The organism is Streptosporangium nanhuense, from assembly GCF_059358815.1.
The window spans coordinates 1,056,928-1,071,348 of record NZ_JCADBG010000001.1; the positions used below are offsets into that span (position 1 = coordinate 1,056,928).

A 14,421-nucleotide genomic window follows, 5' to 3' on the forward strand; every position below is an offset into this window, starting at 1 on the left:
TTCCAGTGGCGGAATCGAGTCGGCCGTCGATCCGGCGGTCACCGGAGGGGACGAACCTGGCGAAGGTCGGACCGAGGGCTACTCGTGAGGCGCGTCCGGAGATGCCGGCGGGCGGCGGCCGGAACGGCACGAACCGGCGACGGCCGCGGGACGGGTCGCCGCGGGGGTACGGCGAGGAGGGGCGTCGCGCGGAAAGACCCGAAAGACCCGGTGGACACGAGACATCCGGCGGGCAGGGAACGCCCGGTGGACACGAGACATCCGGCTGGCAGGGAACGCCCGGCGAACGCGGGATGTCCGGGATATTTGGGAAATCCGGGATGCCCCGGCAACACGGCCCCGGAGGGGAGGGTGCCGTGGCGGGGGAACGCCGGTGAGGTGGTGCCCGGAGGGGGGGTGGACTGTCAGGGGCATGCTCGCTCCTCGAATGCGCTCGGCCATTCGAGGTCTCCTTCACCCGCACCTCACGGGCGACCGTCCGGGGACGCCACAGGACGTCCGTATTGACCGGGCCGGTTCTTGGGAAGTACTCCCCTCGTTCGTTCAAGGTTAAAGGAAAGCGGGCGGTGGCGCGGTCACCGGCGGGTGACTCTCCCGGACGACGTCGCGCCGGGGCTCTCCGGAGGGAGCGGGAAGTCCCGATTCCCGGCCACCGGCCACCGATCACCGGCCACCGGCCACCGGCCACCGATTCCCGGCCACCGGCCACCGATCACCGGCCACCGGCCACCGGCCACCGGCCACCGGCCACCGGCCACCGACCACCGGTCCGGACGCGCCGCGGCGCCGGCACCCCCGGCGATCCGCGCGAGCCGGCCTGTCGGCTCGGCCTCGCGGCCCGCTGGTGTGGGAGTGCCGGCGCCGCCGGAGATACCCCGGGCACTGACGCCCGTCGGGGATTCGTCATCGACGCGCTCCTCGGCGTGCGCGCCGAGGGTCCAGCCCGTGCCGCTCCCGCGGCACCTCTGAGGCTTCCTGCTTCACCGACCTGGGCCACCGAGATGGTCTTACCGGGTCTCCACAGGCTTTCGAGCTCTCACGAACTCCGTTCCCGCCCGTCCGGCGGTACCTGACGCGGGCACCTCGCCGAGCGCCGATCCGCCGCGAGGGCCGTCTGTCTCTCACTCCGCCGCACGAAAGAGCGGCAGCCGTGTCGTCCCCGGCGTGCACACCGGGGCACCACGGACGAGCTCAGTAGCCGGAGTTGTTGGAGTTGTTGGAGTTGGAGTTGTTGTTGGAACCGGAGTTGTGGGAACTCGGGTGCGAGGAGGAGGGCGAAGGGGACGCGTTGCCCGTGGGGGAGTTGGAGGAGGTGGCCGCTCCCGAAGGCCTGATCAGGCCGAGCAGGCCGTGCGTGCCGCCGTCGCTGCCCGCGCTGAACCACAGGGCGTTCGTGCCGCCGACGGCCTCGGTGCCGGGCTCCAGGTCCCACAGGCCGCCCAGGGTGATGGCCCTGCCGTCGGAGGTGCGCAGCGGGCCGAGCGGGCGGCCGTTGCGCGGGTTGTAGGCGTTGATCCGGCCGTCGCCGAAGTTGCCGACCAGCAGGGCGCCGGAGTGGGCTCCGAAGCCCTTCGGGGCCAGCGTCATGGCCCAGGGCGCGTTGAGGGCCCCGCGGGCGGCGAAGCGGCCGACGAACCGGCCCGAGCCGTTGAACTGGCTGACGAACCCCTTGCCCTGCCCGGCCACCGACTTGCCGGTCTCGGGGTCGCGCTTGGCGTACGCGACGAGGATGGAGTTGCCCACGACCTCCACGTTGAACGGCGCGTAGTCCTCCGGCAGGCCGGGGTCCCGGAACGCGCGGCGGCCGAACGAGATCCGGTCGAAGTCGCCGTCGAAGACGTGGACCTTGTTGTGGGCGAAGTCGGCGGCCAGCAGCATCGCCCCCCGGTTCGTCTCGGCCAGGGCCAGGCCCTTGAAGTCGGCGCCCTTGACGAACGCGCTGATGATCGCGTCGTCCGGGTCGGCCTCGGCGTTCCAGCCGGTGATCGCCCCGCTGGGGCTGGCGAAGATGAACGTGGCCGGTCCGGAGCCGCCGGGGCCCTTGACGACGAACTCCTCGCCCTTGTTGACGACCTGCCCGGTGGGCCTGCCGCCGGGGACGCGTACCTGCGTCTTCTCCTGCTTCACGGTGCCCGCGCCGCCGGAGTAGACCGTGGCCAGGCCGGTGCCCGCGGCCGAGACCCACAGGGTCTTGCCCATGGCCAGGCCCCACGGGTTGACCAGCGTGGGGTCGGTGACCGCGGCCCGGCCGCTGACGTCCGAGACCAGGTTGGTGACCGCGAAATGGTTTCGCAGGGTCTGCCCGCCGGCTTTCTCCGGGCCGCTGCCGGCTTTGGTCTGTTTCGCTCCGGCCTGCGCCTGGTGGGTCCCGGCGGACGCCGTACCGGCGACGCCCATGACCAGAACCGTGGCGCAGATCGTGACGATGCGTACTCGCATTCATGGCTCCTCTGTGAGGGAGTGCCTTTCGCCGCGAGATACGCGTGGGGTCCGTGCGCGGTTCAGTCCGTTTTGAACGGCCCGGACCTGGGCGGAGCCGGGAGAGCCGAAAAGGGCGGCCCGTGACCGCCCGGTCGGGCGGCCACGGGCCGGTTCCCATGAGCGTCACACCGGGTCACGGCGACTCATGGCCGCGGCGCGCGCCAAGGGAGGAGAGGACGCGCCCGCGGGGTCTCGCGAGGTACCGCCGAGCGGTGAGAACCAGGGGAGGGGCAGGGGAGGATCAGCGGAGGGCGGCCGCCTCGGCGGCCAGTTTCTCGATCCTCGGGTAGTCGCCGGTGGCGAGCGCGTCGGCCGGGGTGAGCCAGGTCCCGCCCACGCAGCCCACGTTCGGCAGCGCGAGGTAGTCGGGGGCCGTCGCGAGCTTGATGCCGCCCGTCGGGCAGAACCTGACCTGCGGCAGCGGGCCGCCGAGCGCCTTGAGGTACGGCAGGCCGCCGGCGGCCTCGGCGGGGAAGAACTTCATCTCGGTCACCCCGCGCTCGGCCAGCGCCATGACCTCCGACGCGGTCGCCACGCCCGGCAGGAACGGCACGCCGCTGACCTCCATGGCGTCGACCAGCCCCGGGGTGGTTCCCGGGCTGACCAGGAACTTGGAACCGGCCGCCACGGAGGCCGCCACGTCGGCCGGGGTGCGGATGGTGCCCGCGCCGATCACCGCCTCGGGGACCTCGGCGGCGATGCGCGCGATGGCGTCCAGCGCGGCGGCGGTGCGGAGGGTGACCTCGATGACCGGCAGGCCGCCCGCGACCAGGGCGCGGGCCAGGGGGACCGCGGTCTCCGGATCGTCGATCACGACGACCGGGACGACCGGGGCGATGTCGAGCAGACTCATGCGTACTCCAGGGTGGACAGGCGCTGGTTCAGCCAGGCCGCCGCGCCGGTCAGGGCGGGTTGGGGCGCCACGATCAACGACGTGGCGATGCCGGACAGGTAGTCGTTCAGGGTCGGGGTGGCCTCGAAGCGACGGCGGAAGTCGCTGGAGCGGACCCGGTCCACGATACGCGGCAGCACGCCGCCGCCCAGGTAGACACCGCCCCGCGCCCCGAGGGTGAGGGCGACGTTCCCGGCGAACGTGCCGAGCATGGCGCAGAAGACCTCGATGGTCTCCGCGCACAGCGAGTCGTCCATCCGGGCCACGATGTCGGAGGCGGACAGCGTCGGCGCGTCCGTCCCGTGGACGAGCGCGAGCCCCCGGTGCAGGCGCGACAGGCCCGGCCCCGACAGCAGGTGCTCGGCCACCACGTGCTCCAGGCCGTCCGCGCGCAGTGCCCGGACGATCTCGTGGTCGCGCCGGTCGAGGACGGGTGCGGTGACGTGCCCTCCCTCCCCGGGGATCGGCACCCAGCCCTCGGCCGCGGGCACCAGGCCGCCCACGCCGAGACCGGTCCCGGGGCCGAGCACGGCCTTGACGCCGTGCGAGGGCTCGGGGCCGCCCAGGGAGACCAGGTCGTCGCCCCGCAGGTACGGCAGGGACGCGGCCAGGGCCTCGAAGTCGTTGAGCAGCCAGGCGTTCGGGATGCCCAGGTCGCGTACCGACCCCGTCCACCCGGCGTTGGTGAGCCGGTAGCGGTCGCCCTCCACGGGCCCCGCGATCGCGACGCACGCGGCTCCCGGCTGAACTCCGCTCGCATGATCTGCGATATAGGCGGCTACGGCTTCGGGTAGGCCATCGTGTTCCGCGCCCGCGAGCACGGCCACCGCCTCGGGCTGTCCACCGGGCTCGGTGACCAGCCCGAACCGGGCGTTGGTGCCGCCGATGTCGGCGACGAGCCAGGGGAGGCTCACATGATCTCCTTCGCGGGTCGTTCGGGGGTGAAGGAGAAGATGGTGGTGTGCGTCCTCACGCACGGATCCCGCTCTGGGCGGTCGCCGGGCGGGTGCCGTTCGCGACGGCCTCGGCGTGGCCGTTCAGGGCGAAGACGCCCGCGCCGCGCTCGGCCGGGCCCGCCGCGCGGCGGAAGGCGCCGAACAGCTCGCGGCCGGTGCCCACCCACTGGGCGTCGGTGAGCGGCGCGCCCTGGGGCGACCTGGTGGCCAGCTCCCCGGCGGGGACCAGGAGCTCCAGGGTTCCGGCGGCCGCGTCGAGGCGGATCGGGTCGCCCTCGCGCACCAGCGCGATGGGCCCCCCGTCGGCGGCCTCGGGCGACAGGTGGATGGCGGCCGGGACCTTGCCGGACGCGCCGGACATGCGGCCGTCGGTGACGATCGCGACCCGCTGGCCCCTGTCCAGCAGCACCGCCATCGGCGGGGTGAGCTTGTGCAGCTCGGGCATGCCGTTCGCGCTGGGCCCCTGGTAGCGGATGACCGCCACGAAGTCCTGCCCGTCCAGCTCGCCCGCGTCGAAGGCGCGCAGCAGCTCCAGCTGGTCGTCGAAGACCTTGGCCGGGGCCTCGATGACCAGGTGCTCGTCCTTGACCGCGGAGACCTTGCTGACCGCGCGGCCCAGGTTGCCGTCGAGCATGTGGATGCCGCCGTCGGCGGAGAACGCGTCGGAGACCGGGCGCAGCACGTCGAGGTCGGTGCTGCCCTCGGTGCGCTCCTCCCAGATCAGCTCCCCCTCCTTCAGCTCGGCGGCCGAGCGGTAGTGGTCCAGCCCGTGCCCGGCGACCGTCAGCACGTCGCCGTGCAGCAGCCCGGCGTCCAGCAGGTCGCCGATGAGCACCTGCATGCCGCCCGCGGCCTGGAAGTGGTTCACGTCCGCCTGGCCGTTGGGGTACATGCGGGTCAGCAGCGGCACGGCCTTCGACAGCGCGGCCAGGTCGTCCCACAGGAGCTCGATGCCGGCCGCCGCGGCGATGGCGACGATGTGCATGGTGTGGTTGGTCGAGCCGCCGGTCGCCAGCAGCGCCACGCAGGCGTTGACGATCGCCTTCTCGTCGACGACCTCGCCGACGGGGGTGTACTCGGGGCCGTGCGCGGTCAGCTCGACCGCGCGCCTGCCCGCCGCCTTCGTCAGGGCCTCGCGCAGCTCGGTGCGCGGGTTGACGAACGTCGAGCCGGGCAGGTGCAGGCCCATGACCTCGATCATGACCTGGTTGGAGTTGGCGGTGCCGTAGAAGGTGCAGGTGCCGGGGGAGTGGTACGACTTCGCCTCGGCGTCGAGCAGCTCGTCCTTGCCGACCTTGCCCTCGGCGAACAGCTGCCGGGTGCGGGCCTTGACCTTGTTGGGCAGGCCGGAGGTCATCGGCCCGGCGGGGACGAAGATCGCGGGCAGGTGGCCGAAGTGCAGCGCCCCGATCAGCAGGCCTGGAACGATCTTGTCGCAGACGCCGAGCATGAGGGAGGCGTCGAACATGTCGTGCGAGAGCGCGATCGCGGTGGCCATCGCGATGACCTCGCGGCTGTAGAGCGACAGCTCCATGCCCGCCCGGCCCTGGGTGACGCCGTCGCACATCGCGGGCACGCCCCCGGCGAACTGCGCGACGCCGCCCGCCTTCCTGACGGCCGCCTTGAGGATCGCCGGGTAGGCCTCGTACGGCTGGTGCGCCGACAGCATGTCGTTGTAGCTCGACACGATCGCCACGCCCGGCTTGACGTTGGCGCGCAGGTCCCGCTTGTCGCTCTCGCCCACGGCGGCGAAGCCGTGCGCCAGGTTGGCGCAGCCCAGGCTCGCCCTGGCGGGCCCGCGCAGGCGGGCCGCCTCTGCCTCCGCGTGCAGCCGGTTCAGGTACGCGGTGCGGCTGGGGCGGCTGCGCTCGACCAGACGGTCGGTCACCTCCTGGATCACGGGATGCATCCGGCCTCCTCGGTCGTGGTCGGCATGGTTCTCTCGGTCGTTCGGGTCCGGCTGTTCGGCTCGCGCGCTCACGCCTGCCCCTCCTCGTGCCAGACGCGGCCGCTGCGGCCGACCAGCTCGTGGGCGGAGGCCGGGCCCGCGCTGCCCGCCGGGTACGGCTCGGGCGGGGTGCCCTGGGACTCCCACTCGGCGAGGATCGGGTCGATCCACCGCCAGGCGGCCTCGACCTCGTCGCGCCGCATGAACAGGGTCGGGTTGCCGGTGAGGACGTCCATGAGCAGCCGCTCGTAGGCCTCGGGCACCCGGCCGGTGAAGGTCTCGGCGAAGCTGAGGCTCAGCGGGACCGGCTTGAGCGCCACCTCGCCCGCGCCCGGCTCCTTGGCCATGATGTTCAGCTGGATGCCCTCGCTCGGCTGCAGCCGCAGCACCAGCCGGTTGGGCGTGCTGCCCGGGAAGATCGAGTGGGGCACGTCCTTGAACTGCACCACGATCTCCGAGCAGCGGTTCGGCATGCGCTTGCCCGTCCGCAGGTAGAACGGCACCCCGGCCCAGCGCCAGTTCTTCACCTCGGCGCGGATCGCGGCGAAGGTCTCCACCCGGCGGGAGTCCTCGGTGGGCGCGGTGTTGTCGGGCTCGTCGAGGTAGCCGGGCACCCGGACGCCTCCGGACTCGCCCGCCGTGTACTGGCCGCGTACGGTGAAACGGTCCACCTCGCCGCCGGTGACGGCCCGCAGCGACTGGAGGACCTTGACCTTCTCGTCGCGGATCGACTCGCGGTCGTTGCGCGACGGCGGCTCCATCGCCACCAGGCACAGCAGCTGGAGCAGGTGGTTCTGCACCATGTCGCGCAGCGCGCCCGCGTGGTCGTAGTAGCCGCGGCGGCCGGGGGTGCCCACGGTCTCGGCGACGGTGATCTGGACGTGGTCGATCCACAGGGAGTTCCAGATCGGCTCCAGGAACGCGTTGGCGAACCGGAGCACGAGGAGGTTCTGGACCGTCTCCTTGCCGAGGTAGTGGTCGATGCGGTAGATCTGCCGCTCCTCGAAGATCGCGCCGACCTCGTCGTTGATGCGCAGCGCGCTGGCCAGGTCGCGGCCGAGGGGCTTCTCCAGCACCACCCGCGAGGCGGGGGTGACCAGGCCGGCGCGGTGCGCCTCCCGGCAGAACGGGCCGAAGGTCATGGGCGGGCTGGCCAGGTAGAACACCCGGTCGCGGTGCTCGTGCCCGCCGAGCATCCCGGCGAGCCTCGCCCACCCCGTCGGGTCCTGGCCGCCGATGTCGACGGTGACGTGGTGCAGGCGGCCGAGGAAGCGCTGCCAGGTGTCGAGGTCGTCCACCGGCACCGAGCCGCGTACCTCGGCGTCCACCTTGCCGCGGAAGTCGGCGTCGTCGAGCCCGCCGCGGGACATCGCGATCACCCGGGTCTCGGGGGCGAGACGCCCGTCGCGGTCGGCGTGGTAGAGCGCGGGCAGGAGCTTGCGCATGGAGAGGTCGCCTGTGCCGCCGAAGACGATGAGGTCGGCGGGTTGCGGGGTCTCAGACATGGGGCGGCGCTCCGTAGTGATCTACCAGTAGTGATCTATCGAAATTAGGTATAGATCGGACAGTAGCTAGATCTTGCGCTCTACACAAGCGGAGTTTTGTCATTTGAGATGAGAAAGTAGGAAGTTTTCATTTCCAAAGTGGGTGTGATTCACTTGGCGGATGCCTCGACGTCCCGCTGCCGCGCTGGCCACCAGCGGTGAGGTGCTGCGCCTCATCCGCTCCGGCGAGGCCGTCACCCGCGCGGACATAGGGCGTGTCACCGGTCTGTCCAGACCCGCCGTCTCCCTGCGCGTCACCGAGCTGCTGGACCGGGGCCTGGTCGTGGAGGACAGCGAGGGCCCCTCGACCGGAGGCCGCCCGCCGACCCGCCTGGCCTTCAACGCCTCCGGCGGGGTCGTCCTGGTCGGCTCGCTGGGCGCGAGCCGCGCGCAGGTCGCCGTCTGCGACCTCGCGGGAAAGGTGCTGGCCGGCGCCGCCCTGTCCGTGGACGTGGAGGAGGGGCCGGACGTCGTCCTGCCCCTGGTCATGCAGACCTGGAGCGAGCTGCTCGGCGACCGTCCCGCCTCCCTGGTCCGCGGGGTCGGCCTGGGGGTCCCCGCCACGGTGGAGTTCGCGGCCGGCCGCACCGAGAGCGCCCGGATCATGGCCAGCTGGACCGGCGTGGCCATCCCGCCGATCATCGCCGAGCGCTTCCCCGTCCCCGTCTTCCTCGACAACGACGTGAACGTCATCGCGATCGGCGAGCACCGCGAGATCTACGCGGGCGAGGCCGACGACCTGCTGTTCATCAAGGTCTCCACCCGGATCGGCTCCGGGGTCATCGCCGGGGGCGAGATCCTGCGGGGGGCGCTGGGCGCCGCGGGGGAGATCGGGCACATCCCGGTCCGCGACGGCGGGGGAGTCCTCTGCCGCTGCGGCAACATCGACTGCGTCGACTCCATCGCCAGCGGCACCGCGATCCTGCGCAGGCTCCGCGACATGGGGCACGAGGTCACGACCCTGGCCGACGTGGTGAGCCTGGTCAGGGCCGGGGACGCGGAGACCATGACCGTGGTCCGCAACGCCGCCCGGATGCTCGGCGAGGTCGTCGCCAGCGCGGTCAACCTGCTCAACCCCTCGGTGGTGGTCCTCGGCGGCGACGTCGCGGAGACCTTCCAGCCGATGGTCTCGGGGGTACGTGAGGTCATCCACCGCCGCTCGACGGCCCTGGCCACCCGCAACCTGCGCATCGAGCGCAGCAGGCTCGGCCCCAGCGCCGGGATCATCGGCTGCGCCCACATGGTCCTGGACAACATCCTGTCGCCCGAGGCCGTCGACTCCGCCGGCTGGCAGCCGCTCCGCTCCGTCCGCTCCCTGGCCTGAGGGTCCCGGACCTTCGAGGTTCAGGGCACCGGGGCCGGTTCAGCCTGTGCCGTGGCCACCGAAGACGATGCAGAACGGGTGACCGACGGGATCGGTGAAGACGCGAAAGCCCGTCTCGCGCTCTCCCGGGACACGGGTGGCGCCCAGGGCGAGGAGTTCCCGCTCGGCCCGGTCTGGATCACTCACGCGGATGTCGAGGTGCATCTGCTGGGGATGCGCCGGGTCGGGCCAGCGCGGCGTGACCCATGGGGCCGCCCTCTGGAAGGCCAGCTGTCGAAGGCCGGGTTCCAGGCCGATGACCACCCAGCCGCCGTTGTCCTCGATGTCCTCGTTCACCCTCATGCCGAGCACCCGGCAGTAGAACTCCGCGAGAGCGCGCGGGTCCGGGCAGTCGATCACTGTCTTCTCGAGACGTCCGATCATGCATAGAGAATGCCATCATTCCGGTGACGAACACTTCCGCATGAGCTCAACGTTCTTTTCGGTGGGAATCGCGTCCTTGGCGGAGAACAGGTCGTGGAAATTCTCCTCGTCCGGCGAACGGAGGTCGCGAAAATCGCAGCGCGCATCGCAGGCGCCCATGATGCCGATGCGCATATGGACGGGCCGGGCGATCTCCCCGTCGACGAACTTCCCGGGCGGGTCCTCGTGGTCTGTGACCACGCCGGGAGCGCTTGCCTGGTCAGGGGCGGCCCGGTCCGGGCCCTTCCCGCCGCCGGACCTCGCGGACCGGTGGCCCTCCCTCTCCCCGTTCGGCCATGAAGGACGCGATCGGCCGATCCTCGTTCGTCAAAGTCGGTACGTCGCTCATGTGCGCGTTCAAGTAAGCCGAATTCGGATCGGAGGCATGGCGCCTCAGAGTGGGAGCGCTCCCACTCTGGAGCATAAATGATATTCCAAAGTGGATCAAGTCCTCTTGTGAGGCATTTTCTATCGCGGTACGGTACATCGGGTTCGGCATTCGCGCGGCCGGGAGAGTTCGTGCAGGTGAAGGGAAGCGGCATGACGGAGACCTCGGTGGCGTCATCCGGCCTCCGGGGCGCTCGACGCTCCCCGGCCCGGACCTCGCCGGTGAAGCCGCCGCACGCCGTGCCCCGCTCCCGGAAACCCTGAAGACGGCCACATGCCCGGACCCGGACTGAGATGGGGGATCGCCGGATACGGCGACATCGTCCGCAGGAAGGCACTGCCCGCCCTGCTGTCCCTCGGCGAGACCGTCGCCTGCGTGTGGGGCCGGGACGCCGCACGGGCCCGGGCGACCTGCGAGGAGTTCGGCGGTTCCGGCGCCTTCGGCACGTCCGACTACACCGCGCTGCTCGACGTGGCCGAGGTCGTTTACATCGCCACGCCGGTCGCGGCCCACCTCCCCCTCGCGATCGCGGCGGTACGCGCGGGCCTGCCGGTCCTCGTGGAGAAGCCACTCGCCGGGGCGGTTCCCCACCCGGCCGCCGGCCACGCCGGTGTCGCTCGTTCCCGTGGGACGGCTCCGGAGCAGGCCATCGGTCACGCCGGTGTAGCCCGCCACCGCGAGACGGCTTCAGAGCGGGCCATCGGTCACGCAGGGGTCGCCCACCCCCGTGGGACGGCTTCGGAGCTGGCAACCGCCCACGTGGGCGTCGCCTACTACCGCCGGCTCGCGCCCGCGCTCGGGCGGGTACGCGAGATCCTGCGCGGGCGCGCCGTCCACCGCGCGGTCGTGGAGTTCCGGAGCCACTTCGACCCGGGACCGGACGACCCCCGGCTCTGGCGTACCGACCCCGCGATCTCCGGCGGGGGAGTGCTCGCCGACATCGGCAGTCACCGCCTCGACCTGCTCTGCTGGCTGCTGGGGGAGCCCGTCGTGACCGGCGCGCGGACGGGCCTGCCCTTCGACCTGGGCGCGGAGCGCCTCGCCCAGGTGGAGCTGGCCTGGCCGTCGGGAGGTACGGCCGGGCTGGAGGCGGCGTGGGCGCCCGGCGCCCGCCACGACCGCTTCCACCTGTCCTTCGACGGTGGTCACCTGGAACTCGACCCCCTCGACTCGGGGACCGTACGCGGGATCGTCGACGGGGCCGCCGTCGAGGAGTTCCTTCCCCCGCCGGACAACCCGCACCTGCCCCTCATGGCCGACTTCGCCTGCGGTGTCCGCGACGGGGCCGATCCGGTCTGCCCCGTCCGCGACGCCGAGGCCGTCGACCGTCTCATCGCGGACGCCTACGCGTTCGCAAACCGTCTGGAGGAACACCCGTGAGCGAGACCGTCTCCCTGCCCGCCTTCCCCGCGCCGCTGCGCTGGCTGAACCGGCCCGCGGACTGGAGCGCCGAGGACGACGCGCTCTCCATCGTCGCGGGAGCGGGAACCGACCTCTTCTCCGACCCCGGGGAGCCGAACCGCTACGCCAACGCCCCCGCTCTCGTCGGCCGCCTGGACGGCGACTTCACGCTCAGCACGCGGGTCAGGCTCGACCTGCTGTCCACCTACGACGCGGCCGCCCTGCTGCTGTACGCCGGCGACGACCGGTGGGCCAAGTGCGGCCTCGAACTCTCCCCCCAGGGCAGGCCCACGATCGTCACGGTGGTCACCCGCGGGGTGTCCGACGACTGCAACTCCGTGACCATGGACGGCACGGAGATCCGGCTGCGCCTCTCCCGCCTCGGCTCCGCCTTCGCCTTCCACGTCGCCGACGAGTCCGGGTTCTGGAACCTCATCAGATACTTCGCGCTCGACGGGGACCCGGAGGTCGGCTTCCTGGCGCAGAGCCCCACCGGTGAGGGCTGCACGGTGCGCTTCGAGGACATCGCGTACTCGCCCAAGCGCCTGTCCGACCTGCGCGGCGGCGCGTAACCCGCCTCCCCCCGCCGAGAGCCGTGGGACGGCGGCCGGGTCATGGGGTGTCGGCCGGGCGGGCGGTGAGGATACGCGCGAGCAGACCGCTGAGCTCGGCCTGCTCGCGCGGGTCCAGGGGGGAGAACCACTGCTGCTCCCTGCGGGTCTGCTCGGCGAACGTCTCGCGGACGGCGGCCTCCCCCTTCTCCGACAGCGTGACCACCACCGCGCGCCTGTCGCCGGGCACCGGGCGACGCTCGACCAGGCCGTCGCGCTCCAGGGTGTTGACCACGTTCGTCACCGCGGAGCGGGACATGGCGGAGATCTCGGCGAGCCGGGCGGGCTGGGTCGGGCCGAGGATCCAGAGCTTGAACATCAGCCGGAAGCCGGGCAGCGTCCAGCCGCGCGGGCGGTGGATCCGTGTCTCCAGGTCCGTCACCAGCAGGTAGGCCAGTTGCAGCAGGTTGTAGGCGAGCTCGAACCCCTCGGGGTCGGCGGGGGGAGGCATGCCGGCCAGGCGTTCCCGCGCGTACGCGGCGTACCGCAGGTCCGCCCTCCCCGCCGACTCCACCCGCGACCCCCCGCCGCCCTCGGCCCGCGACGTTTCCCTGTCCTCCGCCCGCGACCCCCCGCCGCCCTCGGCCCGCGACGTCCCCTTGTCGCCGGCCGTGCCCGGCGCCTTGGCGCGTCCCCGGTCTCCGGCCCGTCGGCCGGAACCCGCGCGCGCCGGTCTCCCGCCTGCCGGCTCCACTGATTCCACCGGACAAGTCTTGCGCAGGCGCGCCCTCACCGTGAATATTGTTACGGCCATAACAATCGACGGGAGGCGCCCGTGGACATCGTCATCGCCGGGGGCGGCATCGGCGGCCTCGCCGCCGCGCTCAGCCTGCACGCGGCGGGCTTCGAGAACCTCACCGTCCACGAGGCCGTGCGGGAGATCCGTCCCCTGGGCGTGGGCATCAACCTGCTGCCCCACGCCGTACGGGAACTGACGGAGCTCGGGCTCGCCGACCGGCTGGCGGCGATCGGCGTCGCCACCGCCGAACTCGGCTACTTCGACCGGCACGGCTCCGCGATCTGGTCCGAGCCCAGGGGCCTCGACGCGGGATACCTGTGGCCGCAGTACTCCGTCCACCGGGGACGGCTGCAGACGATGCTGCTGGACGCCGTGATCGAGCGGCTCGGACCGCGGTCGGTCGTCACCGGCAGCCGGATCACCGGCCCGGGCGCGGAGGACCTGCTGATCGGGGCGGACGGCATCCACTCGGCGATCCGCGCGCGCCTGTTCCCCGGCGAGGGGCCCCCTCCGTGGAACGGGCTGGTCCTGTGGCGCGGGACGACGTACGGCGCCCCGTTCCTGACCGGGCGTTCCATGGTCATGGTCGGTGACGGTACGCAGAAGTTCGTGGCCTACCCGATCGAGACCGGCGAGCGGCCACTGATCAACTGGATCGCCGAGAAGCCCTTCGGCGGCGCGGCCCCCGACCGGGGCGACTGGAACCGCCGGGCGGACCTGGCCGAGGTCGAGAAGCACTTCGCGGACTGGCGGTTCGACTGGCTGGACGTGCCGGGGATCATCGCCGGGGCCGAGGTCGCCTACGAGTATCCGATGGTGGACCGCGACCCGCTGCCGTACTGGACCGAGGGGAACGTCACCCTGCTGGGCGACGCCGCCCACGCGATGTACCCGATCGGTTCCAACGGCGCCTCCCAGGCGATCATCGACGCCCGGGTACTGGCCCACTCCCTCGCGCACGGCGACCTGGCGGCGTACGAGGCCGTCCGGCGGCCCGCCACGACCACCCTGCAGCTGTCCAACCGGCGGATGGGCCCCGAGATCGTGATGAGGCTCGCCCACGAGCGCGCCCCTGACGGGTTCGACGACATCGAGCGGGTCATCCCCTACGCGGAGCGGGCCGAGATCGCCGCCTCCTACAAGCGCACGGCGGGGTTCGACCCGGCCTCGCTGAACGAGTCCCCGTCCTGGAGCGTGGCCCGATGAACCTCGAACACCTGGCCACGTTCACCGTGATGCTGGACCCGATCCTCGAACTCGGCGGCACCCACTGGGGCCGGCGACGGGTGATCAACATCGTGGGCGGGTCGTTCGAGGGCCCCCGGTTCTCCGGCGTCGTCCTGCCCGGCGGGGCCGACTGGCAGATCGTGCACGCCGACGGCATGGCCAGCGTCGACACCCGCTACACCCTGCGCACCCACGACGGCGCCCACCTCTACCTCTCCACCTCCGGCGTGCGGCACGGCCCCGCCGAGGTCATGGCCCGCCTCGCCCGGGGCGAGCCGGTGGACCCGTCGGAGTACTACTTCCGGCTGTTCTGCCGTTTCGAGACCGGTGACGAGCGCTACTCGTGGCTCAACCGCACCCTCGCCGTGGGGACGGGCGGCCGGCTGCCCGACGCCGTCCGCTACGACGCCTACATCCTGACCTGACTCCTCCCGCGCGACGCCCGCAC

At 72.2% G+C, this 14,421-nt stretch carries 13 protein-coding genes; 5 read left to right on the top strand and 8 right to left on the bottom strand.

Annotation, left to right across the window (positions count from 1 at the left end; all coding sequences use genetic code 11):
* Positions 1-1,191: 1,191 nt before the first annotated feature.
* From AC5L38_RS04380 to zwf, 5 genes are all read right to left on the bottom strand, one after another.
* A complete protein-coding gene (locus AC5L38_RS04380; protein ID WP_495241434.1) occupies positions 1,192-2,439 on the bottom strand; it encodes a TIGR03118 family protein in 1,248 nt (415 codons plus the stop codon).
* Between the two features lie 283 nt (positions 2,440-2,722).
* Complete coding sequence (gene eda / locus AC5L38_RS04385; protein WP_495241435.1) at positions 2,723-3,334, bottom strand: bifunctional 4-hydroxy-2-oxoglutarate aldolase/2-dehydro-3-deoxy-phosphogluconate aldolase; 612 nt, start codon at positions 3,332-3,334, stop codon at positions 2,723-2,725.
* Positions 3,331-4,287, bottom strand: a complete 957-nt coding sequence (locus AC5L38_RS04390; protein WP_495241436.1) for a glucokinase — start codon at positions 4,285-4,287, stop codon at positions 3,331-3,333. The genes eda and AC5L38_RS04390 overlap by 4 nt, the downstream gene beginning before the upstream one ends.
* 55 nt (positions 4,288-4,342) lie before the next feature.
* Positions 4,343-6,238, bottom strand: coding sequence for a phosphogluconate dehydratase (gene edd, locus AC5L38_RS04395; protein ID WP_495241437.1), 1,896 nt, complete (start codon positions 6,236-6,238; stop codon positions 4,343-4,345).
* Between the two features lie 68 nt (positions 6,239-6,306).
* Complete coding sequence (gene zwf / locus AC5L38_RS04400) at positions 6,307-7,782, bottom strand: glucose-6-phosphate dehydrogenase (protein WP_495241438.1); 1,476 nt, start codon at positions 7,780-7,782, stop codon at positions 6,307-6,309.
* Between the two features lie 160 nt (positions 7,783-7,942).
* Between zwf and AC5L38_RS04405 the strand changes: the two genes are divergently transcribed.
* The gene (locus AC5L38_RS04405; RefSeq protein WP_495241439.1) at positions 7,943-9,145 is read left to right on the top strand and encodes an ROK family protein; all 1,203 of its coding nucleotides are present in this window, start codon (positions 7,943-7,945) and stop codon (positions 9,143-9,145) included.
* Between the two features lie 39 nt (positions 9,146-9,184).
* On the opposite strand, the gene AC5L38_RS04410 is transcribed toward AC5L38_RS04405, so the two are convergent.
* Together AC5L38_RS04410 and AC5L38_RS04415 are read right to left on the bottom strand one after the other, a co-directional pair.
* Entirely contained in the window at positions 9,185-9,568 is a 384-nt protein-coding gene (locus AC5L38_RS04410) for a VOC family protein (RefSeq protein ID WP_495241440.1), read from the bottom strand.
* A 15-nt stretch (positions 9,569-9,583) separates the two neighbouring features.
* Positions 9,584-9,808: a hypothetical protein gene (locus AC5L38_RS04415; RefSeq protein WP_495241441.1), complete on the bottom strand. Its 225-nt coding sequence runs from the start codon at positions 9,806-9,808 to the stop codon at positions 9,584-9,586.
* A 460-nt stretch (positions 9,809-10,268) separates the two neighbouring features.
* Here AC5L38_RS04415 and AC5L38_RS04420 point away from each other — a divergent pair, with 460 nt between their 5' ends.
* Both AC5L38_RS04420 and AC5L38_RS04425 read left to right on the top strand, forming a co-directional pair.
* Positions 10,269-11,375 (top strand): Gfo/Idh/MocA family protein, encoded by a 1,107-nt coding sequence (locus tag AC5L38_RS04420; RefSeq protein ID WP_495241442.1) that lies wholly within the window; start codon positions 10,269-10,271, stop codon positions 11,373-11,375.
* Positions 11,372-11,968: a DUF1349 domain-containing protein gene (locus AC5L38_RS04425; RefSeq protein WP_495241443.1), complete on the top strand. Its 597-nt coding sequence runs from the start codon at positions 11,372-11,374 to the stop codon at positions 11,966-11,968. Before AC5L38_RS04420 ends, AC5L38_RS04425 begins: the two co-directional genes overlap by 4 nt.
* 40 nt (positions 11,969-12,008) lie before the next feature.
* Here AC5L38_RS04425 and AC5L38_RS04430 read toward each other — a convergent pair whose 3' ends face one another.
* Positions 12,009-12,710, bottom strand: coding sequence for a MarR family winged helix-turn-helix transcriptional regulator (locus AC5L38_RS04430; protein ID WP_495241444.1), 702 nt, complete (start codon positions 12,708-12,710; stop codon positions 12,009-12,011).
* A 72-nt stretch (positions 12,711-12,782) separates the two neighbouring features.
* Between AC5L38_RS04430 and AC5L38_RS04435 the strand changes: the two genes are divergently transcribed.
* Positions 12,783-13,952: a flavin-dependent oxidoreductase gene (locus AC5L38_RS04435; RefSeq protein ID WP_495241445.1), complete on the top strand. Its 1,170-nt coding sequence runs from the start codon at positions 12,783-12,785 to the stop codon at positions 13,950-13,952.
* The gene (locus AC5L38_RS04440; RefSeq protein WP_495241446.1) at positions 13,949-14,398 is read left to right on the top strand and encodes a DUF3237 domain-containing protein; all 450 of its coding nucleotides are present in this window, start codon (positions 13,949-13,951) and stop codon (positions 14,396-14,398) included. The genes AC5L38_RS04435 and AC5L38_RS04440 overlap by 4 nt, the downstream gene beginning before the upstream one ends.
* Positions 14,399-14,421: the final 23 nt, after the last annotated feature.

What these genes read in the sequence shown, in the direction of transcription:
- AC5L38_RS04380 (WP_495241434.1), bottom strand. Translation starts at nt 2,439, where the DNA reads ATGCGAGTACGCATCGTCACGATCTGCGCCACGGTTCTGGTCATGGGC.
- eda (WP_495241435.1), bottom strand. Translation starts at nt 3,334, where the DNA reads ATGAGTCTGCTCGACATCGCCCCGGTCGTCCCGGTCGTCGTGATCGAC.
- edd (WP_495241437.1), bottom strand. Translation starts at nt 6,238, where the DNA reads ATGCATCCCGTGATCCAGGAGGTGACCGACCGTCTGGTCGAGCGCAGC.
- zwf (WP_495241438.1), bottom strand. Translation starts at nt 7,782, where the DNA reads ATGTCTGAGACCCCGCAACCCGCCGACCTCATCGTCTTCGGCGGCACA.
- AC5L38_RS04405 (WP_495241439.1), top strand. Translation starts at nt 7,943, where the DNA reads ATGCCTCGACGTCCCGCTGCCGCGCTGGCCACCAGCGGTGAGGTGCTG.
- AC5L38_RS04410 (WP_495241440.1), bottom strand. Translation starts at nt 9,568, where the DNA reads ATGATCGGACGTCTCGAGAAGACAGTGATCGACTGCCCGGACCCGCGC.
- AC5L38_RS04420 (WP_495241442.1), top strand. Translation starts at nt 10,269, where the DNA reads ATGCCCGGACCCGGACTGAGATGGGGGATCGCCGGATACGGCGACATC.
- AC5L38_RS04440 (WP_495241446.1), top strand. Translation starts at nt 13,949, where the DNA reads ATGAACCTCGAACACCTGGCCACGTTCACCGTGATGCTGGACCCGATC.